At 53.4% G+C, this 20,706-nt stretch carries 16 protein-coding genes and 3 tRNA genes; 10 read left to right on the top strand and 9 right to left on the bottom strand.

The features are described from left to right. Positions 1–322: 322 nt before the first annotated feature. Entirely contained in the window at positions 323–874 is a 552-nt protein-coding gene (syd, locus tag N7387_RS11455; RefSeq protein WP_262860749.1) for a SecY-interacting protein, read from the bottom strand. 108 nt (positions 875–982) lie between these two features. On the opposite strand from syd, the gene queF reads away from it, so the two are divergent. The 4 genes from queF to N7387_RS11435 all read left to right on the top strand — a co-directional run bounded on the left by queF (position 983) and on the right by N7387_RS11435 (position 5,007). Beyond that, complete coding sequence (gene queF, locus N7387_RS11450) at positions 983–1,834, top strand: NADPH-dependent 7-cyano-7-deazaguanine reductase QueF (protein ID WP_279799027.1); 852 nt, start codon at positions 983–985, stop codon at positions 1,832–1,834. Between the two features lie 60 nt (positions 1,835–1,894). After that, positions 1,895–3,262 carry a nucleotide 5'-monophosphate nucleosidase PpnN gene (ppnN, locus tag N7387_RS11445; RefSeq protein ID WP_262860751.1) on the top strand — a complete coding sequence of 456 codons (1,368 nt, stop codon included), beginning with the start codon at positions 1,895–1,897 and terminating at the stop codon, positions 3,260–3,262. A gap of 56 nt (positions 3,263–3,318) precedes the next feature. Beyond that, on the top strand, positions 3,319–4,083 hold the full coding sequence (xni, locus tag N7387_RS11440) for a flap endonuclease Xni (protein ID WP_279799023.1): 765 nt from the start codon (positions 3,319–3,321) through the stop codon (positions 4,081–4,083). A gap of 228 nt (positions 4,084–4,311) precedes the next feature. Next, complete coding sequence (locus N7387_RS11435) at positions 4,312–5,007, top strand: DUF3592 domain-containing protein (RefSeq protein ID WP_279799021.1); 696 nt, start codon at positions 4,312–4,314, stop codon at positions 5,005–5,007. Between the two features lie 40 nt (positions 5,008–5,047). On the opposite strand, the gene rlmM is transcribed toward N7387_RS11435, so the two are convergent. The 3 genes from rlmM to N7387_RS11420 are packed head-to-tail and all read right to left on the bottom strand — an operon-like array spanning position 5,048 to position 7,486. Beyond that, entirely contained in the window at positions 5,048–6,145 is a 1,098-nt protein-coding gene (rlmM, locus tag N7387_RS11430) for a 23S rRNA (cytidine(2498)-2'-O)-methyltransferase RlmM (RefSeq protein WP_279799019.1), read from the bottom strand. Then, entirely contained in the window at positions 6,138–6,533 is a 396-nt protein-coding gene (locus tag N7387_RS11425) for a DUF423 domain-containing protein (RefSeq protein ID WP_015422457.1), read from the bottom strand. The genes rlmM and N7387_RS11425 overlap by 8 nt, the downstream gene beginning before the upstream one ends. A gap of 26 nt (positions 6,534–6,559) precedes the next feature. After that, entirely contained in the window at positions 6,560–7,486 is a 927-nt protein-coding gene (locus N7387_RS11420) for a transcriptional regulator GcvA (protein ID WP_004242201.1), read from the bottom strand. Positions 7,487–7,997: 511 nt separating this feature from the next. Between N7387_RS11420 and csdA the strand changes: the two genes are divergently transcribed. Next, complete coding sequence (csdA, locus tag N7387_RS11415; protein ID WP_279799014.1) at positions 7,998–9,209, top strand: cysteine desulfurase CsdA; 1,212 nt, start codon at positions 7,998–8,000, stop codon at positions 9,207–9,209. Positions 9,210–9,218: 9 nt separating this feature from the next. After that, a complete protein-coding gene (gene csdE, locus N7387_RS11410) occupies positions 9,219–9,665 on the top strand; it encodes a cysteine desulfurase sulfur acceptor subunit CsdE (RefSeq protein WP_279799012.1) in 447 nt (148 codons plus the stop codon). Positions 9,666–9,670: 5 nt separating this feature from the next. Here the strand turns inward: csdE and tcdA are convergent, their stop codons facing one another. Both tcdA and mltA read right to left on the bottom strand, forming a co-directional pair. Continuing rightward, complete coding sequence (gene tcdA, locus N7387_RS11405; RefSeq protein ID WP_262863066.1) at positions 9,671–10,486, bottom strand: tRNA cyclic N6-threonylcarbamoyladenosine(37) synthase TcdA; 816 nt, start codon at positions 10,484–10,486, stop codon at positions 9,671–9,673. Positions 10,487–10,580: 94 nt separating this feature from the next. Continuing rightward, positions 10,581–11,678, bottom strand: a complete 1,098-nt coding sequence (gene mltA / locus N7387_RS11400) for a murein transglycosylase A (RefSeq protein WP_279799008.1) — start codon at positions 11,676–11,678, stop codon at positions 10,581–10,583. 230 nt (positions 11,679–11,908) lie between these two features. On the opposite strand from mltA, the gene N7387_RS11395 reads away from it, so the two are divergent. From N7387_RS11395 to N7387_RS11385, 3 genes are all read left to right on the top strand, one after another. After that, positions 11,909–11,985, top strand: a tRNA-Met gene (locus N7387_RS11395). Positions 11,986–12,044: 59 nt separating this feature from the next. Beyond that, positions 12,045–12,121: transfer RNA gene (locus N7387_RS11390), tRNA-Met, on the top strand. Positions 12,122–12,147: 26 nt separating this feature from the next. Continuing rightward, positions 12,148–12,224: transfer RNA gene (locus N7387_RS11385), tRNA-Met, on the top strand. Between the two features lie 146 nt (positions 12,225–12,370). On the opposite strand, the gene amiC is transcribed toward N7387_RS11385, so the two are convergent. Further along, the gene (gene amiC, locus N7387_RS11380; RefSeq protein WP_262863937.1) at positions 12,371–13,621 is read right to left on the bottom strand and encodes an N-acetylmuramoyl-L-alanine amidase AmiC; all 1,251 of its coding nucleotides are present in this window, start codon (positions 13,619–13,621) and stop codon (positions 12,371–12,373) included. A gap of 280 nt (positions 13,622–13,901) precedes the next feature. Here amiC and argA point away from each other — a divergent pair, with 280 nt between their 5' ends. Beyond that, on the top strand, positions 13,902–15,230 hold the full coding sequence (gene argA, locus N7387_RS11375; protein WP_279799005.1) for an amino-acid N-acetyltransferase: 1,329 nt from the start codon (positions 13,902–13,904) through the stop codon (positions 15,228–15,230). Between the two features lie 9 nt (positions 15,231–15,239). Here argA and recD read toward each other — a convergent pair whose 3' ends face one another. Then, entirely contained in the window at positions 15,240–17,072 is a 1,833-nt protein-coding gene (gene recD, locus N7387_RS11370) for an exodeoxyribonuclease V subunit alpha (RefSeq protein WP_279799003.1), read from the bottom strand. Continuing rightward, entirely contained in the window at positions 17,072–20,704 is a 3,633-nt protein-coding gene (recB, locus tag N7387_RS11365; RefSeq protein WP_279799001.1) for an exodeoxyribonuclease V subunit beta, read from the bottom strand. The genes recD and recB overlap by 1 nt, the downstream gene beginning before the upstream one ends. Positions 20,705–20,706 lie beyond the last annotated feature (2 nt).

Here is a 20,706-nt window from a genome sequence, read left to right as displayed (position 1 = left end):
CAATTCCTGTCCGGAAGACATAAAAAGGCATAACGGGGATTTGCGGGAGGATTAAAAACGAGGGGGAAAATCCCCCCTCGTTTCTAATAAAATAACATCCTGTCTCTGCTGAAAATACATCCGTGTATTTCCGTCCACTTCCTTATGGGCACGGACAGCATGCCGCAGCACGGCGTGGCAGACAATAATACCGGCGCTAAATCACCGTGGTATAAAAATATCAATTAACTGAATTTAAAGATTATTTTCAGTAATCCGCAATTTCCCGGCAAGTGGTATTACAGTTATCTCCGGTAAAATCCCACACCGCTGTCAGTGATATTTATACCGGGCATACCGCCGTCAGCTGTGACAGGAACGATGCGGTGTCCGCTGCCAGCACACGGCGTTTTGTGGTGCCGAACGTTTCAAGGATCACTTCACCGTTCAGATTACAGACAGAAATCATGTCGAATTCCGATTCCAGCGTGGCGATAAACTGTGTCGGCGGCAGTTTCAGGCGGCGCTGCGTAACCAGATGACCAATCAGGTTTTCCTGTAAGCGGATAAAATCATCCTCACTCCAGACCTGTACCAGACTGAGCTGAATGTCCTCGAAAACAGCCTGCATATCCCCGGCAAACTGCTGTGTGTAAAATTCACTGATATCCGGGTGCAGCTGAATATCCAGTGCTTTTTCAACCGGCTGCAAATGCGTGTCTGCGGTGAATTTCGCCGGTTCCCAGTACACACACTCATCACCGGTGCGGATAATACACGGGGAAGGAATACCATAAAGATCGTGACTGATCGGCGGTAAACCTGTTTTTTCCTGCCATAAACCGACATAATGCCGGGTAAACTGATGTAACGCCTGAGAAACTGTGCGGGTCATATCGCAAAACCTGTTAAACATAAAAGTATCATGCCGCTATAGTAACGTATGACAGACTGTATTGGCGACAGGCGGTACTATTTTTCACCTGAGGTAAAAGGGTTATTTATGTCTCTGTATGAAGGAAAGGCGGAACTGGCGTCACTGACGCTCGGTAAAAAAACCGGTTATGAGCAGCATTACAATCCCGCTCTGTTACAGGGTGTGCCGCGCAGCCTCAACCGGGATGCACTGCATCTGCATGTGGATGATCTGCCTTTTCGCGGCGCAGATCTGTGGACCCTCTATGAGCTTTCCTGGTTACAGCCGAACGGCGTGCCCTGCGTTGCGCTCGGCTATGTTTCTCTTGATGCCGCCGGGCTGAACCTGATCGAATCCAAGAGCTTCAAACTCTATCTCAACAGCTTTAACCAGACAGTATTTGCCTCTGCGGATGATGTCCGCCACACACTCGAACAGGATTTAAGCGCCTGCGCACAGGGAGCGGTGACGGTGGAACTGCTGCGCCCGGATCAGTTCACGGAACAAAAAATCATTGATTTTACCGGCGAATGTATTGATTATCAGGATATTACGATTACGGATTATCAGTTCAGCAGTGATTATCTTATTGATGCCGTCAATGAAAATGACGATGTCGTTGAAGAAACGTTAGTCAGCCACCTGCTAAAATCAAATTGCCTGATTACACAGCAGCCTGACTGGGGCTCCGTTGCCATACAGTATCGCGGGCCCAAAATTGATCGTGAAAAACTGCTGCGGTATCTGGTGTCATTCCGCAACCATAACGAGTTTCATGAGCAGTGTGTTGAGCGGATTTTTACCGATCTGAACACACACTGCCGCCCGGTTGCCCTGACTGTCTACGCCCGTTATACACGGCGCGGCGGGCTGGATATCAATCCGTGGCGCACCAATACGGACTTTACACCGTCTGCGGACCGTCTTGCCCGTCAGTAAGGCAGACAGCGCGCAACCTGTACGACTACAATTTATCCACGGGATAACAAGGAGTTTTACTTGATCACACATATCAGCCCGTTAGGCTCTATGGATCTGCTTTCCCAGCTTGAAGTTGATGTTCTGAAACGGACAGCAAGCAGTCACCTGTACCGTCTGTACCGCAACTGTTCGCTGGCGGTACTGAATTCCGGCAGCCAGATGGATAACAGTCATGAATTACTGTCCCGTTTCCCGGATTTTGATATTAACGTGCTGCGCCGTGAGCGCGGGGTAAAACTCGAACTGGTGAACCCGCCGCAGAATGCGTTTGTTGACGGCAAAATTATCCGTTCACTTCAGGCGAACCTGTTTGCCGTGCTGCGCGATATTCTGTTCGTCCAGACCCAGATCACCGATGCCGAGCGCTGCCGCGGCCTGAATCTGGACAACAGCGCGCATATCACCAACCTGATTTTCTTTATTCTGCGTAACGCCCGCGCCCTGCATATTGATGAAGATCCGAATATGATCGTCTGCTGGGGCGGTCACTCCATCAATGAAACCGAATACCTGTACGGGCGTAAAGTCGGCAACGAGCTGGGGCTGCGTGAACTGAATATCTGTACCGGCTGCGGGCCGGGTGCCATGGAAGCGCCGATGAAAGGCGCGGCTGTCGGCCATGCCCAGCAGGGTTACAAAAACAGCCGTTTTATCGGTCTGACCGAGCCGTCCATTATTGCCGCCGAGCCGCCTAACCCGCTGGTAAACGAACTTATCATCATGCCGGATATCGAAAAACGGCTGGAGAGTTTTGTCCGTCTGGCACACGGGATCATCATCTTCCCGGGCGGCGTCGGCACAGCTGAAGAGCTGCTCTACCTGCTGGGGATCCTGATGCATCCTGACAACAAAGATCAGGTGCTGCCGCTGGTGCTGACCGGGCCGAAAGAGAGTGCCGATTATTTCCGTGTGCTCAATGATTTCGTGATCAACACCCTGGGCGAAGAAGCCACCCGCCATTATCAGATCATTATTGATGATCCGGTGGAAGTTGCCCGCGTGATGAAGCGCGCCATGCCGGAAGTGAAAGACAACCGCCGCAGCACCGGGGATGCTTACAGCTTCAACTGGTCGATTAAAATTGCCGGTGATCTGCAGCATCCGTTTGAGCCGACCCATGAAAATATGACCGCGCTGAACCTGTACCGCAATCAGGAGCCGGAAAAACTGGCGGCCGATCTGCGCCGTGCGTTCTCCGGTATTGTCGCCGGTAACGTGAAAGAAAACGGTATGCAGGCCATCGCACAGCACGGGCCGTTCAAAATCCACGGCGAAGAGGCCATTATGCAGCGGATGGATGTGATGCTGCGCGGATTTGTGGAACAGCACCGGATGAAATTACCGGGCGGCACGGCTTACGAGCCATGCTACGAAATCATCCGCTGATACTTTTTCTCTGAACTGTTTCCCCGCCGCCGGCGGGGAAATTATATATAGCGACTATGATCCATTTACTGATTATCGATGCAATGAATCTGATCCGCCGGATCTACGCCGTGCAGAGTCAGTCCGGCCTGCTGGTCTGTGAACAGGCGCTGATGCAGATCCTGAATCACGCACAACCGACACACGCGGTCACGGTCTTTGATGAAGACGACCGCCGTCACAGCTGGCGTCATCAGCTGCTGCCGGGTTACAAAGCCGGACGCAGTGAGATGCCGGAGGTTGTCCGGCAGGAACTGCCGCTGCTGCGGGAAATGTTTGCCCGTCACGGTATCAAAGCATGGCATTCCGAAGGGGATGAGGCGGATGATCTCGCCGCCACACTGGCACACAAAGTCGGTCAGGCGGGACACAGAGTGACGATTGTCTCCACCGACAAAGGCTACTGCCAGCTGCTCTCCCCGCAGATTCAGATCCGCGACTATTTTCAGAAACGCTGGCTCGATATGCCGTTTATTGCCGCCGAATTTGGCGTTACCGCGCAACAATTACCGGATTTCTGGGGCTTAAGCGGTATCAGCAGCAGTAAAATTCCCGGTATCACCGGTATCGGCCCGAAAGCAGCATCCGCGCTGCTCGGCACCTTTGCCGATCTGGATTCACTCTACAGCAATATTGACCAGGTGCCGGAAAAATGGCGTCAGAAACTGATCGACGGAAAAGCCATGGCTTACTGCTGCCGTGACGTCGCCACCCTGAAGCGGGATCTGCATTTACAGGGAAATCTCAGCCAGCTGCGTTTACCGGCAGGAAAAAAACCTTAAACCAGATAAACGGAATGCCTGCATTTACTCAGCGTCGCTATATTGCCGGTACTTTTGTGGTAATCGGCATGATCATACTGCCGGCAGCAGCCTGTCTTGCCTGTTTCGTTTCTGCCTCGTCCGGAATAATCCCGTCCGAATTTAACTTAAGTTGAAATCGTTAGGTAAACCGCCGGGCATCCTCTACACTCTCCGCGTTATTAACATTAACCAGCCGACGGATGGCCTATGTTTACGAAAGCACGCATTGTTTTAGGGATTTTTGCTGTTGTTGGTTTGCTGATGCTGATGGGCGGCAGCTACTTTTACCTTTCCGGTTATTCACAGGAAAAAAACGGGATTGTGGTCAGCGGACAGATCATCGATCTGTCTGTTCATCGCTCGGATAACGGCACGTCATATTGCCCGGTGGTGAAATACACTGACGGGCAGGACGAGTATGTTATGGAGTCCTCTTATTGCAGCAGCGGATACCGCAATGCACTGAGTGACGATATTGATGTGATTTACCCGCCGGGCAGCCCGGATAACGCAGTTATCCACTCCTTCGGCGGCCTGTACGGCGGAGCTGTGGTTCTTCTCGGGATGGGGGCAGTATTTGCTCTGGGCGGTACGCTGCCGCTGGCTGTCATGTATCTGCGGGGGAAATCCGGTCAGCGTCTGCTGCGGGAAGGGATGCCGGTCAACGCCCGGTTCACTGACGTGATCATGAACACCATGATCAGTATTAACGGACGCAGCCCGTTTCAGATTGTGGCACAAGGGTATAACAGCGCTGACAATACAGTGAAACTGTATTACAGCCACAATCTTGCATTTGACCCGGCACCGTTTATTCATCAGGAATTTATTACTGTTTATGTGGACCAGAAAAATCCGGATAAATATTACATGGATACTTCTTTCCTGCCGAAAGTGAAGTGATACAAAAAAGAATCCCGGCAATCATTGCCGGGATAACTCATCAGAAGACCCGATCCGGGTTATACGCTCCCCACACCCGCTGAACATGCACCGTAATTTCCTCACGGTCATGATACAGATGCTTCGCATGGATCAGCGCATTTACGCCCTGCTCTTTCATTTCAGCAGCCATTTTTTCGAGGATATGCGATACCTCTTCATAGCGTTTTTTCATCGGCAGTTTGAGGTTGAAAATCGTCTCGCGGCACCAGCCGTTAACCATCCAGGTGGTCATCAATGCAGCCACTTTCGCCGGTTTTTCCACCATATCACAGACCAGCCAGGTAATATTTTTGGATGTCGGCACGAACTTAAAGCCGTCCTCACGGAGATGGCGCACCTGACCGGTTTCCATCAGGCTTTCGGCCATCGGGCCGTTATCCACCGCCTGAACACGCATACTGTGTTTCACCAGCTGATACGTCCAGCCGCCCGGACATGCGCCCAGATCCACCGCCTGTAATCCGCCTTCCAGACGCTCTTCCCACTCGTCATACGGAATAAACATGTGGAACGCTTCTTCCAGCTTGAGGGTGGAACGGCTCGGTGCATCTGACGGGAACTTCAGACGCGGGATGCCCATGTAGAACATCGAGTTATTATTTGAATACGAATAACCGACATAGCAGCAGCCCGGTGCGATAAAGAAAACATGAATGACCGGACGGCCCCGGTTCTCTTTTGCCAGCAGCAGTTTTTCCTGACGCAGCGCTGAGCGCAGCGGTACCGTGAATTTGCGGCAGAACTTCATCAGCTCTTTGGCTTCATTGGTGTCAGGCACTTCGACGCGCAGCTCACCCGCACGCTCCACCACACCGGTCAGCATCCCCATGATCGGTGTGATCCGGTCATTTTCGGGTAAGTTTTTCAGCAGTTCGCCGACAACGATCATCTGACGGGCAAAAATCAGCTCTTTAAACGGGATCTCTTTTGCAATGCGATCGGCATCATCCGGCTGATAGCATTCAAAAATGACATAACCGCTGTTCTCTTTCACCCGCGGGAAACCAAAAATATCAAGACGCCCGGCTTTATCCGTGATCTCAGCAGCACACTCTTTCTCAAAACCCGGACGGCAATATAATGCTATTTTATTCATGGCCGGAAGCCACTTTCCTTAGACGCAACGCGCCAATCAATACACAAAACCAGCCTAACAGGAAACTTACCCCGCCAACCGGCGTAAAATAGGCAAAATATTTCATCTGTAACAGCGCCATACAATACAGGCTGCCGGAAAACAGCAAGATGCCGATCCCGAAAAACAGTCCGCTCCAGTAAAACCACAACACCACTTTGCGCATCAGAACCGCAGCAAGCCCCATCAGGGCGAGTGTGTGTGAGATCTGGTACTGGAGACCCAGATTAATCCAGTCCATCTGGTGCTTTGCCAGCACCGGAGTTAAAAGGTGCGATCCTATTGCGCCGAATGCAACATAAAAAAAGCCGCTGAAACCGGCAAAAATTAACATCAACCGACTATTCATTTGCCATACCTTATGTGATGTTCAGGTTAATCCTGCTCACTTGTCATCCAACCTAGTTTTTCCTGTTCACTCGCCGCCTGCGCCATAATCCACTGACGGAATGCTGCGATTTTACCGGAATCAGCCTGACTGTCCTGACACACCAGATAAAACGCATTTTTACTGACCAGAATATCTTTAAACGGGCACACCAGGCGACCGGCATCCAGTTCATTTTTTGCCATAACATTATTGACCAGTGCCACGCCCTGCCCGTGTACTGCGGCCTGAATCACCATTGCACTGTGGCTGAAAATCGGCCCGTGCTGCACATTGACCTGCTGCTGTAAATCCGCCTGGCGGATATACGCCTGCCAGTCACGGCGGGATGAATCATGCAGGAGTGTATGATACGACAAATCGGTCAGTGTTTTGAGCGGTCGTTCACCGGTCATCAGTGACGGCGCACACACCGGGATCAGATATTCCGCATACAGCCGGTCTGTACGCAGACCCGGCCAGTTACCTCTGCCGTAAAAAATCGCCACATCCACATCATCAGCCAGTTTATCTTCTTCGCGGTCAACCGCCTGGATCCGCACATCAATCCCCGGGTAGGCCTGATGAAAACCGGACAGACGCGGCACCAGCCACTGAATCGCGAAACTCGGTGACAGACTGACCGTCAGTGCCCCTTTGGCACTGCGCGCCTGAAGTTTGCGTGTGGCATCGTTTATCGCTGAGAAGATTTCCTTTATATCGAGATAATAACTCTGCCCCTCTTCCGTCAGCAACAACGAACGGTTCCGGCGGCGGAATAATTTCAGTCCGAGGAAATCTTCCAGGCTTTTCATCTGATGGCTCACGGCAGCCTGGGTCACAAAAAGCTCTTCCGCCGCCTTAGTAAAACTTAAATGACGGGCGGCAGCATCGAAGACACGCAGTGCGTTGAGCGGAGGCAATCGTTTGGACATTTTCTGGTTTTTCTGTCAGATCCGGATACCGGTAACGTAAGTTTATTCGGGATTAGTTTTTGTAATCCGAAGCATTATAAATTGTCCCTTGATGATACACCAGCAAATACCTATAGTATGCCCACTTCCTGAGCCGGAACGAAAAGTTGAACGGTAGCGATACTGCAAAACTTTTGGCTATGTGGTTGTGATGTTGTGTTTGCAAGTTGTCCGGGAGTTCCGGACATAGTAGCTTAAGCTACTGTTTTTTTCACTTCCTGTACATTTACCCTGTCTGTCCATAGTGATTTTTTGAATGCACCGCCGATTGCGGTGCTTTTTTTTGCCTTCCGTCCGGCAGATACGCGTCCCCCGTCTGGAAAGCCGCCACAATGTTGATTATAGTAAACCGTCGCCGACGGTACTGCCGCCGCGATCCGGCCGGTCACCGCCAGGCTCGCGCCTCTGATGTACCGGATACCGCACTTTTTGCATAAGCTCTGTTTATCTCAGGCTGCCGTTGATAACACTGATGAAAACCTTTTCTCCCGATACATTCCGCCGTGCCTTCCCCGGGGCTGCCGGTGACACTGTTTTTCTCGACAGCGCCGCCACCGCCCTTAAACCGGAGGTGATGACACAGGCTACCGCCCGCTATTATCAGAATGACAGCGGCGCGACCGTTCACCGCAGCCATCACCGGCAGGCCAGAGCCGTCACTGAACAGTTTGAGCAGACTCGTGACGCCGTGCGGCAGCTGATTCAGGCTGAAGATGCCCGCAGCTGTATCTGGACAAAAGGCACCACCGAATCCCTGAACCTGGTCGCTCAGGGCTTTTTCCGCCCGCGTCTGCAGCCGGGGGATGAAATCATTGTCAGTGAGATGGAACATCATTCCAACCTGATCCCGTGGATCATACTGGCACAGCAGACCGGAGCAACCCTGGTGAAATGGCCGCTGACGGCGGACAGAACGCTTTGCTGCGATCAGCTGGCAACCCTGCTGTCACCGCGCACCCGGCTGGTGGCGGTCACGCAGATGTCCAATGTTACCGGATACCGGCCGGATATCGCCCGTGCGGCACAGCTGGCACATCAGCACGGCGCACTGATTGTCGCTGACGGTGCTCAGGGCGTGGTTCACCATCCGCTGAATGTCACCCTCAGTGATGTTGATTTCTATGCATTTTCCGCCCACAAGCTCTATGGCCCGAACGGGCTGGGTGTGCTGTATGGTCGTCAGGAACTGCTCCGTGATATGCAGCCGTGGCAGGGCGGCGGCAAAATGCTGACCGACACCGACTTTTTCAGCTTCACCCCGGCTCCGGTTCCCGCCCGTTTTGAAGCAGGAACACCGAATGTGGCCGGTGTTACCGCGTTCGGGGAAACCCTGCGCTGGCTGGATACCATCGATCTCACCGCCGCCCACGATTACACCATTGCACTGTGTGACACTGCGGAGCAGCAACTTGCGGCACGGCCCGGTTTCCGCAGTTACCGCAGCCCCGGCAGCCCGCTGCTGGCCTTTAATATCGATGGTATTCATCACAGTGATATTGCCACGCTGCTGGCGGAAAAAAATATTGCCCTGCGCCACGGACAGCACTGCGCCCAGCCGCTGTGTCAGGCGCTGGGCACGGAAGGCTGTCTGCGGGTCTCTTTTATGCCGTATAATCAGCCGGATGATGTCCGTCAGCTGGTGCAGGCGGTACAGTTTGCCCTTGAAATCCTGGCTGACGACTGAGAGAAAAAGATGACACACACATTCCCGGCACACCCGTTCGGTCACACTATCCGCCGTGAGCAGCTCACGGAAACCTTTTCCGCCTGCCGCTCATGGGAGGAAAAATACCGTCAGCTGGTGATGCTGGCACGTCAGTTACCGACACTGCCGCCGGAAAGCAAAGGTGAAGAGACCGAAATCAAAGGCTGTGAAAACCGCGTCTGGCTGGATGGCACTCTCAGCAACGATGGTACGCTGCATTTTTGGGGGGACAGTGACGGGCGGATTGTTAAAGGTCTGCTGGCGGTACTGCTGACCGAAGCGGAAGGCCTGACACCGGCGGCACTGTTATCCGCGGATTTATCCGCAGCGTATCAACAATACGGGCTGAGCGCGCAGCTCAGCCAGTCCAGACAAAACGGGATTCAGGCACTGATTGATGCCGTCCGCGCCATTGCACAGCGGTTCAGCGCCTGAAAGACTTACTCAGCCGCAGCACGCTCCGCTTTTGCCATCAGTTTTTTCAGTGCATGAGAGACCGCCACAAACCCGAAGGATGCCGTGACCACGGTGGCGGCACCAAACCCGGCAGCACAGTCCATCCGCATACTCCCTTCCGTACTGTTCTTCATACCACAGGCCGCGCTGCCGTCCGCCTGCGGGTAACGCAGCGGCTCTGTCGAGAACACACAATCAATCCCGAGCCGTCCTTTGCCGTTTTTACGCACACCGTAGTCTGATTTCAGGCGTTCACGCAGTTTCGCCGCCAGCGGATCCTGTAAGGTTTTCGCCAGATCCGCGACCTGAATCTGTGTCGGGTCGATCTGCCCGCCCGCGCCGCCGGTGGTGACCAGCGGAATTTTGTTGCGCCGGCAGTAAGCCAGCAGTGCCGCTTTCGGGCGGACGCTGTCGATAGCATCAATCACATAATCAAATCCCGGGCTCATCATATCAGCGACATTGTCCGGCGTGACAAAATCATCCGTACAATGCACCTGACATTCCGGGTTGATAGCCAGGATCCGCTCCCGCATCACCTCAATTTTCGGCTGCCCGACCGTACCCTGCATGGCGTGGATCTGCCGGTTGGTATTGGTTACGCACACATCATCCATATCAATCAGTGTAATAGCACCTATACCGGTACGCGCCAGCGCTTCCGCCGCCCACGATCCGACACCGCCGATGCCAACAACACAGAAATGAGATCGGGCAAACAAACGGAGCGCCTGCTGACCATAGAGACGACCAATACCGGCAAAACGCTGCAGATAAGCATCAGATAAAAGGGTTTGCATAATACAGAAACCTGCGGTGAAAAATGACAGAAACGACTAAGAAATAATGCGGGTGCATACTTCATTGCGAAGTATACACCGCAAGAATGAAAGACTACAGCACCGGGTTCAGGATCGGCGGGATCCCTTTTTTCAGTACCCAGACACGGCCGTAGTGATTGTAGAAACCGGCCATCAGCCCGGCATCGTGACCGATACCGTGGTAGATATCGAAGTGATGCCCCTTGATAGCGCCGCCGACATCCAGTGCGATCATCAGACGCATATCATAACGGCCGGTAAAATTACCCTGGTTATCCAGCACCGGAACTTCCGCCAGCAGCGTAGTCCCCGGCGGGATCAGGGTTTTATCCGAGGCCACAGAGGCTTTGGCAATCAGCGGTACCGCGCTCGCCCCTTTTACCGGTGCAAACTGCTTTGGCGTGAAAAAGACAAAAGAGGCGTTTTGCTCCAGTAATTCCTGCACTTCCTGCGGAGAGTGACTATCGGCCCACTTGCGGATCGCCAGCATCGACATATCTTTCTTTTCCACCTCGCCGCGCTCGATCAGAACACGACCGATACTGGTATAACCGTGTCCGTTTTTTCCGGCATACGCGAAAAAGTTCAGCTCAGAACCATCGCCAAAATCAATATAAGCGCTGCCCTGAACATCCATCAGGAAGTTATCCATCAGTGAATTGCTGTAGGCGAGGACATAGTTATCACTCAGCGCCCCGTTATAAATCTGAGCACGGCTCGGCAGGCGACCGCCTTTTTTCGGCGGCATGCGGTAGATAGGATACTGAAACTCCCCCTGACGGGTATGACGGGCCTGAACAACCGGGGTGTAATAGCCGGTAAACTGTACGTTTCCGTAGTTATCTTTACCTTCCATCTGATAACTGTGCAGGTTGAACTGCCGCAGCTGCGCGGTATCCGCACCGGAACGCAGCCAGTTTTCAACCGCCCGGAAGTTATCACTGTACTGGTTGTACAGACGCGGAGAGGTCGTCCGGATGGCTTCCACCTGTTTCAGAAAGTCAGGGCCGTTGACCGGTATACCGGGGCTGTTGACGTTAGCCACTTCCTGTAAATTCTGCGTCAGATGCCCGTCTTTATACTGCTGACCTTTATCTGTCGGGCGGGATTCACAACCAACTAATAACGAAAACAATACACCGCACAACAAATACCTGCCGGTTTTGCTCATACCCATCTGCCAACCAATAATTTGAATTAATACAATATGTATGAGAACGATATCAAATCGCTTTTATTATGCAACCGCTTTAATTTTTTATCGCTGAGCAATCATCCGGCCAAATGAATAAAAAACAATCAATCGGCCGGATAATTAACCGAATCAGGGGGCGGGATAGCTTTTTATCAAGAAAAAACTTGCATCAGCTCTCATCCTGAGTATAGTGGGCGCCTCACAGACGCGGGATGGAGCAGCCTGGTAGCTCGTCGGGCTCATAACCCGAAGGTCGTCGGTTCAAATCCGGCTCCCGCAACCAATTTTTGAAATGTGTGGTCTGTGAATACAATGTAATATGCTCAGTTAATGATATTCGGACGCGGGATGGAGCAGCCTGGTAGCTCGTCGGGCTCATAACCCGAAGGTCGTCGGTTCAAATCCGGCTCCCGCAACCAACCTTCATATCATTAACAAAATCGGACGCGGGGTGGAGCAGCCTGGTAGCTCGTCGGGCTCATAACCCGAAGGTCGTCGGTTCAAATCCGGCCCCCGCAACCACTCTTCTGACAGATTTCCCTGTCACTTTTCCTGAAAAAACACAAAATACGTCACTGAAACACGATTATTTCAGCACATAACGCGGTTTGTACTGTATGTGTCCGTTTCACACCACATCCTTGTGATGCATTGTCTTTGTTCTGTTCTCAGTTGCGCCGCGCAACGGCTCCGCCATTGGCAAAATACGCCTTAATCCCCTGAAAAATCGAATTAGCCATCTCCTGCTGGAATTTGGCGGTTTTCAGCAGACGCTCTTCCTCAAGGTTACTGATAAAGGCGGTTTCCACCAGAATCGACGGGATATCCGGTGCTTTCAGTACCGCAAACCCGGCCTGATCAACCGTCCGTTTATGCAGTTTGTTGACATTTCCCATCCGTTTCAGCACTTCTGAACCGAATTTGAGGCTGTCTTTGATACTCGCACTCTGCACCATATCAAACATGGTCTGATCGAGGTATTTGTCACCGCTTTTGCTGACCCCACCGATTTTATCCGCATCGTTCTGGGTCTGGGCCAGATATTTCGCGGTATTACTGGTTGCTCCCCGCGTCGAAAGCGCAAAGACCGACGAACCTCTGGCAGAGCGGTTGGTAAAGGCATCCGCATGAATTGAGACAAACAGATCCGCCCGCATTTTTCGGGCTTTCGCCACGCGCACTGACAGCGGGATAAACACATCCTCGTTGCGTGTCATATAGGCACGCATACCCGGCTCACGATCGATCAGCGATTTCAGACGACGGGCAATCTGCAGCACCACATCTTTTTCGCGGGTTTTGTATTTCCCGATAGCACCGGGGTCCTCTCCGCCGTGGCCCGGGTCAATCATAATAACGACCGGCCTGTCCTGACCGGCTTTACCCGGTTTCGGCGTTTCACGCGGCAGGCTCTCTTCCAGGTCACCGCGGTTGTAATCTTCCAGCAGTGCCAGCAACGGATCGTCTTCTGTCGCAGCACCATTTTTCGGATAAAAATCAAGCACCAGACGGTTTTTAAACTCCGCGACCGGGGTCAGTTCCAGCACCTGCGGGCTCATCGCCTGTTTCACTTCAAACACCAGGCGGACAGTCTGCGGGTCATTCTGACCGACACGGATCAGCTTCAGATGCGGATCGCGATCCTGCACCTGCTTATCCATGCCTTTCAGCACACTGTTGAGATGTACATTTTTCAGATCAACAACAATACGTTCCGGGTTTTGCAGTGAAAACTGCTTATATTTCAGCGGATGATCCGACTCAATAGTCACACGGGTATAACTGGATGCCGGCCAGATACGCACCGCCACAATTTGTGACGATGCCGCAAAGCCGAACGGGCTGATACTCAGCAGACAAAACGCCGCTGCGCCTTTCAGTAACAGACGGCGTGACGCATCATGTTCAGAATGACTCATGAAAAAATATCCATAGCGTAAATCAAATCAACAATAACCGGTGCGGATTATAAAAACCGGAAAATAAAGAAACAGAACAATTTATTCCGTAAATAATTTAAACGGCACTTTATCTAATCATTTGCGCCCTGTCATTATGCATTTTTGGCTTATATGGCGATAACACGGCATAAAACCCGGCAAAATCTTCACCGGCGACCAAAATTTACACTTGCTATTCCTGCGCAAAAAGAATAAAAATACATAAATTACGAATAAAAATTCACTTGCGAGGGGTGTTATGAAAGAGCGCAGTATCGAACTGGTGGACGGATTCCGTCAGTCGGTTCCTTATATTAATGCTCACCATGGCAAAACATTTGTGGTGATGCTGGGCGGCGAAGCTATCGAGCATGAAAATTTTCCCGGTATTGTTAATGATATCGGCTTACTGCACAGCCTCGGCATCCGCCTGATTGTGGTGTACGGCGCCCGTCCGCAAATTGAAAAAAATCTGCTGGCCCATCAGTGTGAGCCGGTTTATCACAAAAATACCCGTGTGACAGATGCGCGGACTCTCGAGCTGGTCAAGCAGGCAGCGGGACAGTTACAGCTCGATATCACCGCCCGTCTGTCGATGTGTCTGAGTAACACACCGCTGCAGGGTGCGCATATCAATGTGGTGAGCGGAAATTTTGTGATAGCCCAGCCGCTGGGTGTGGATGACGGCATTGATTACTGCCACAGCGGGCGTATCCGCCGGATCGATGAGGATGCCATCAATCGGCAGCTCAATAACGGCGGTATCGTGCTGATTGGCCCGGTGGCGGTGTCGGTCACCGGGGAAAGCTTTAATCTGACTTCCGAGGAAATTGCCACGCAGATTGCCGTCAAACTGAAAGCGGAAAAGCTGATCGGTTTCTGCTCTGTGCAAGGCGTGGTGGCGGATGACGGCGGGATTATCTCCGAAATGCACCCGAATGATGCCGAACACTATGTGCAGGCGCTGGAAGGCAGCGGCGATTACTACTCCGGAACCGTCCGTTTCCTGCGCGGCGCGGTGAAAGCCTGCCGCCGGGGCGTGAAACGCAGTCACCTTCTCAGTTACCAGGAGGACGGTGCGCTTATCCAGGAACTCTTCTCCCGCGACGGTATCGGGACACAGATTGTGATGGAAAGCTCGGAACAGACACGCCGCGCCAATATCAACGATATCGGCGGGATCCTTGAGCTTATCCGTCCGCTGGAGCAGCAGGGCATTCTGGTGCGCCGCTCCCGCGAACAGCTGGAAATGGAAATCGACAAATTCACCATTATTGAACGTGATAACACCACCATTGCCTGTGCCGCGCTCTATCCGTATCCGGAAGAGAAAATCGGCGAAATGGCCTGCGTGGCGGTACATCCCGATTACCGCAGCTCGGCACGGGGCGAGGAACTGCTGCACCGGGTCACACAGCAGGCAAAGCAGCTCGGACTGGAAAAGCTGTTTGTGCTCACTACCCGCAGCATTCACTGGTTTCAGGAGCGCGGCTTTGTCCCGGCAGAAATTGAAAACCTGCCGGTCAAAAAACAGGCGCTGTATAACTATCAGCGGCGTTCAAAAATCCTGATCCTAGGCTTTCAGTAATCTGCCGGACTAACGTAAGCGCCCGCTCAGCCCGCTGTACCGCTGAGTGGGGGTTTTCACCGCCCGCTTAACACACTCTTCGCGGCTGTATATGGTCAGAAACTGCTTCGCCCGCGTCAGTGCTGTATACAGCAATTCACGGCTGACCAGCGGCGAAGGCTGTACCGGCAGCACCAGCGCGGTATGAGCAAACTCAGAGCCCTGTGATTTATGCACCGTCATCACATACGCCGTTTCGTGTGCCGGAAGACGGCTCGGACGGATCCCCCTGATAGTACCGTCCGGCAGCCGGAAATACACCCGCAGTTCATGGTTTTCATCCGTCAGCATAATCCCGATATCACCGTTAAACAGCCCCAGCGGGCTGTCGTTACGGCTTATCATCACCGGTTTACCGTGATAGGCACGGTGCCGGTGTATCAGCGGACGACGGATGTGCCCCTGCTGATGCAGCAGCCGTTCAATACGCTCATTCAGCCCTTCCACGCCGAACGGCCCCTCACGCAGCGCACACAACAACCGGAACTGACTGAAGGCGTCAATTACCGCCGCAGGGTCGGCATGCTGTTTCACCAGTGATAAAAACGGCAGATAGGCTTTCATGGTGTCTGTCAGTACCTGAGCATAACCGTCTTCATCCTCCAGCGGCACATAACGGACATCCGGTCGTTGTCCGCCGAGAACCGCCATGGTTTCCCGGACATCACCACGGTTAACTGCTGCAGCCAGCTGCCCAATGCCGGAACCGGCATCAAAACGGAAACTTTTGCGCAGCAGACAGAGGTGATCCTGCACATTCACCGGATGTGCCGGTGATTTATCCGGCAGCACACAACCGGTCATTGCTTCCAGCGCCTGCCGCCGCTGCGGTGTATAACCGGATTCAGCAAAGCGGCAGATATCCCCCAGCACCGCCCCGGCTTCCACCGAAGCCAGCTGGTCTTTATCCCCCAGCAGGATCAGCATCGCGTTCTCCGGCAGTGCATCAATCAGAGCTGCCATCATCGGTAAATCGACCATGGAGGCTTCATCCACAATCAGCACATCCGACATCAGCGGATTTTTCTGATGATGACGTAACCGGCGGCTGTCCGGCTGAGCGCCCAGCAGACGGTGCAGGGTTTTGGCCTGATCCGGCATCATGGCCCGCTGTGTGTCTGTCAAATCAAGCTGTGCAATGGCCTCACCCAGCGATTCAGTCAGGCGGGCAGCGGCTTTACCGGTCGGTGCCGCCAGTTCAATCAGCAGCGGTTCAGCGGCAGATTGCACTAATGTGGCCAGAATACGGGCAACGGTTGTGGTTTTGCCGGTGCCCGGCCCGCCGGAAATAACGGCTGTCCGGCTGCTGACTGCCACCGCCGCTGCAATTTTCTGCCAGTCCTCCGGTTCTTTCGTACCGAACAGTGCATCCAGAACCGGGCGCAATTTCCCTGCATCAGCAGAAACCCGCTGAGGCCGGGAGAAAAATTCCGCTACCCGGCATTCATACTGCCACATCCGGTGCAGATACAAGTTCTCTTCTGACAGCACAACCGGTGCGGGAAGTGAGCCATCACTAACTGCATCAGAAGCAGACAGCGCTGCTTTTATCTCCGGCAGTCCCGGCTCATTCAGCGCCCGCCAGACAGACTGCATAATCTCCGCATGCCGCCCACCCTGTTCCGCTGCGGGAATAATCCGCGACAGCGGCAGGCAGACATGTCCGCTACCGGTTTGTGCACTGAGCAGGGCAAAGACGAGTTGCAGCAGAGGATGGCTATCCGGTGCCAGCATCGCAGCAAACTGACAGTCCAGGGGACGCAGAATATGCTCTTCACACAACATTTGTAAGTGAGTGTTCATTAACTTTCCTCCCCTTTAAACAGGGCATCCAGTTGCTCTGTAAATGCCTGTTCCGGGCGATAAAACCAGATCCCCTGACCGGGATGGTCCGGTGTCATGCCGCGTAAAAAGAGGTAATACACCCCGCCAACGTGTGTCTGATAATCATAATCCGGCAGCCGGTGACGCAGATAGCGGTGCAGCGCCAGCGTATACAACTGATACTGCAAATCATAGCGGTGCTCCACCATAGCCTGTTCCAAAGCCTCCGGCTGATAGTCAGCCGGGCTGTCACCCAGGTAGTTTGATTTATAGTCCGCTATGTAATATTTACCCTCGTGATAAAACACAAGGTCGATAAAGCCTTTCAGCATGCCCGTCACCGCCGCGAAATCCAGCGGTGGTGCCTGTGCTGACAACGGATCATACTGCCGCGTCAGTGCATCCAGTTTTTGCGCAGTCAGGTTACCGTCTATCGGCAGGAAAAACTGCATTTCATCCTGTTTGTAACGCACCGGGATCGCACTGAGCACCAGCCCTTCCGCAGACAACGGTGTATTCACTAAATCCGTAAACCAGGTTTGCAGAAACGGCGCCCACTCCGCTGAAAATCCGTATGACAACAACTGTTCAGTGAGCCACTCAAGTGAGGGCTCACTATCAAATTCAAGCTCTTCAAACAGGCTGTGCAGGAATGTCCCCGCCAGCGCACCACGCGGGAAGGTATATGCCGTCTGCTGCGTTACCGTTTCATCCTGCTCTTCACCGAGCGTGTCAGTATCCAGTGACGGGCTGAGAGAGCGGATCATTGCCATCATCTCTTCCTGCCTGTCCTGCGTATAGACACTGCCGCCGGATGACGCACCGTAGCTCAGGCCGCTGTAACTGGTCACACGCCAGCGGCTGCTGACAGTCCGGGTAAACGGTTTCACCGCCAGAGACGGCGGCTGTGAAACGCCGGGCTGCCACAGTTGCAATTGCGGTTCTGTTATCCGGGTGACCGCTGCGGCGCTGTCACCCTGACAAAATGCATCAAGCCGCTCCTCCAGGGTTTTGCTGTCACACACCTGCCCGTTCTGAAGCAGATAACCCAGCCCGTTAAGATGCAGATCGGTATTACCCGTTTTTTTACGGTTACCTCTGATAATCGGCGCAATACCCAGGCTGCAGTGGTAAACCGCCCGTGTCACCGCCACATAAAGCAGGCGCAAATCCTCTGCCAGACGTTCTTTATCCGCCAGGGCAAGCTGTGTTTCATCCGGTGACAATGTCAGGCACGGCTCAAAGGTGGTTTCATCATGATAGAGACGCTGACCGCCCGCCTGAAAATTACAGATAAACGGCAGCCATACCAGCGGGTATTCCAGCCCTTTGGATTTATGAATAGTGCAAATCTGAACCAGATGCTGATCACTTTCCAGCCGCATCTGCTGGCTTTCCGACTGCGCATCCGGACGCAATACCTGTTGTGCCAGCCAGCGCACCAGCGCATGTTCATTTTCCAGCGTCAGTGAGGTTTCCTGAAGCAACTCACTGATATGCATGATATCGGTTAAGCGCCGTTCACCGTCCTGTCCCGCCAGCAGATTTTCCGCGATCTTCCGCTGACTGAGTACCCGGCGCAGCATCGGCAGAACACCCTGCTGCTGCCAGATCTGACCATAACCGGCGAACTCGTCCACCAGCCTGTCACGGGCAGCTTCATCCTGATTCAGTGCCTCAATTTGTGCCGCATTCAGACCAAACAACCCGGACGCCAGCGCACTGCGCAACAACCGTTCTTTTTCCGGATTCAGCACCGCCCGGAGCAGCCACAACAGCTCACGGGCTTCCGGTGTGTCAAACACGCTGTCGCGGTTTGAGAGAAAAACTGACGGGATCGCCCGCTGGTTAAGGGCATCTTTTATCAGATGTGCTTCCCGGCGGCTGCGCACCAGTACGGTGATATCCGCCGCACTGACCGGACGTTGTTTCCCGGGCGGGCCAATCAGGGCAGTACCGTTCTGTCCGGCATCCAGCCAGTCGCGGATCTGCCCGGCACACACTCCCGCCATTGTCCGTTCATAATCCCCGCTGCTGACCCCCTCTGCGGCCTGCCACCAGAACTGCACTGCCGGTTGAGTTTCTCCGGCAACAACAAAAGCGGCATCATCATTTGCGGGCGCGGAACTGACCGGCTGAAACGGGATCTGTTTAAAGCAGAAAGGCTCATCTGCCTGCAAAAACAGCTTGTTAACACTGTCGATCATGGTCTTCGCGGAGCGGAAGTTAGTCCCCAGCGTATAATGCGCACTGACATCCCGCCGTGCTTTGATATAGGTGAAAATATCAGCGCCGCGGAAGGCATAAATCGCCTGTTTCGGGTCACCGATAAACAACAGCCCGTACGGATCTGCCGGTGTGCCGTTATCACCGGTGTTTTCCTGATAAGCCGTCTCCTGATAAATAGTACGGAAGATCCGGTATTGTTGCGGATCGGTATCCTGGAATTCATCGATCATCGCCACCGGAAAACGTCTGCGCAGTGTCTGTGCCAGCAGCGCCCCGTTTTCCTGATGCAGTGCGTTGTCCAGCCGGGTCAGTAAATCATCAAATCCCATCTCGCCCCGGGTCTGTTTCTCCTGCGTGATGGTCTGGCGGATCTCATATACCGCGCGGGTAAACAGAACATCCTCCAGCGTCAGTGCCTGCGCTGTCAGTTCCTCAATCGCAGAGAACACCGGATGTGACGGCGGTGTGCCGCCTTTTTTGGTTTTTTCATCCAGCACTGCCTGACTGAAACGTTCTATATTTTTCGGCAGAGCATAGTGTGTGGTTTCTGTTTCCTTCGCCCAGTCATCAATGCCGGCAATCCATCCGGGCACCAGATTGGCGCGGTAACTGCTTTTATTCAGATCAGAGTTCTGAATAAGACTGACAAAATCAGCATCACTTTCCCGCCAGCACTGTTTAACCTCATTGATCGCGGCGATAATTTTTTCATGGCGGGAAAGTAATGTCTCATCCGATTCCGGTGCATCGGTAATCCCGGGCAATTCCCCCTGCAGCCAGGGATAAATATCCCGCAGCAGTGCCTGAGGATCAGACCAGAGCTGTTTAATGGCTCTGGCCAGCTCAACCGGCAGCGGGTAGCAATGACGCCGCCAGAAGTCCTCACAGGCCTGTTTACGGACAGGATGCTCATCCTGAATCAGTGTTTGTTCAAAAAGCACGCCGGATTCAAAGGCGTTGTGTGTCAGCATGCGCTGACAAAAACCGTGGATAGTAAAAATGGCGGCTTCATCCATCTGCCGTTCAGCCAGCAGCAGACGCTGGGCAGCACTTTGTTTATCCTCAATCAGCGCCAGAAGCGGGCCGAACCCGTCATCCCCGCCCGGTTCCCCGCCCTCCTCATGACGCAGGCAGGCAATCCGCAGCTTATGGATGTTCTCACGGATGCGCCCCCGCAATTCATTAGTGGCGGCTTCGGTAAAGGTTACCACCAGGATCTCTTCCGCCGATAACGGCCGGACAAATGCCCCTTCACCAATACCCAGCAGCAAACGCAGATAGAGCCGGGCCAGGGTGTAGGTTTTCCCTGTCCCGGCAGAGGCTTCAATTAACCGCTGCCCCTGCAGCGGTATGGTCATCGGATTTAAAGATTCAGCCGCCATTG

Source organism: Morganella sp. GD04133 (assembly GCF_029835375.1).
In the GTDB taxonomy this organism is placed as follows: Bacteria; Pseudomonadota; Gammaproteobacteria; order Enterobacterales; family Enterobacteriaceae; genus Morganella; species Morganella morganii_B.
This window is presented reverse-complemented; position numbering and strand designations above follow the sequence as displayed.

Bases quoted from the DNA above. Each gene is read 5' to 3' on its own strand.
- recD (WP_279799003.1), bottom strand. From the start codon at position 17,072: ATGAACACTCACTTACAAATGTTGTGTGAAGAGCATATTCTGCGTCCC.
- csdE (WP_279799012.1), top strand. From the start codon at position 9,219: ATGACACACACATTCCCGGCACACCCGTTCGGTCACACTATCCGCCGT.
- xni (WP_279799023.1), top strand. From the start codon at position 3,319: ATGATCCATTTACTGATTATCGATGCAATGAATCTGATCCGCCGGATC.
- queF (WP_279799027.1), top strand. From the start codon at position 983: ATGTCTCTGTATGAAGGAAAGGCGGAACTGGCGTCACTGACGCTCGGT.
- rlmM (WP_279799019.1), bottom strand. From the start codon at position 6,145: ATGAATAAAATAGCATTATATTGCCGTCCGGGTTTTGAGAAAGAGTGT.
- N7387_RS11425 (WP_015422457.1), bottom strand. From the start codon at position 6,533: ATGAATAGTCGGTTGATGTTAATTTTTGCCGGTTTCAGCGGCTTTTTT.
- recB (WP_279799001.1), bottom strand. From the start codon at position 20,704: ATGGCGGCTGAATCTTTAAATCCGATGACCATACCGCTGCAGGGGCAG.
- amiC (WP_262863937.1), bottom strand. From the start codon at position 13,621: ATGAGTCATTCTGAACATGATGCGTCACGCCGTCTGTTACTGAAAGGC.
- mltA (WP_279799008.1), bottom strand. From the start codon at position 11,678: ATGAGCAAAACCGGCAGGTATTTGTTGTGCGGTGTATTGTTTTCGTTA.
- tcdA (WP_262863066.1), bottom strand. From the start codon at position 10,486: ATGCAAACCCTTTTATCTGATGCTTATCTGCAGCGTTTTGCCGGTATT.
- N7387_RS11435 (WP_279799021.1), top strand. From the start codon at position 4,312: ATGTTTACGAAAGCACGCATTGTTTTAGGGATTTTTGCTGTTGTTGGT.
- csdA (WP_279799014.1), top strand. From the start codon at position 7,998: ATGAAAACCTTTTCTCCCGATACATTCCGCCGTGCCTTCCCCGGGGCT.
- argA (WP_279799005.1), top strand. From the start codon at position 13,902: ATGAAAGAGCGCAGTATCGAACTGGTGGACGGATTCCGTCAGTCGGTT.
- N7387_RS11420 (WP_004242201.1), bottom strand. From the start codon at position 7,486: ATGTCCAAACGATTGCCTCCGCTCAACGCACTGCGTGTCTTCGATGCT.
- syd (WP_262860749.1), bottom strand. From the start codon at position 874: ATGACCCGCACAGTTTCTCAGGCGTTACATCAGTTTACCCGGCATTAT.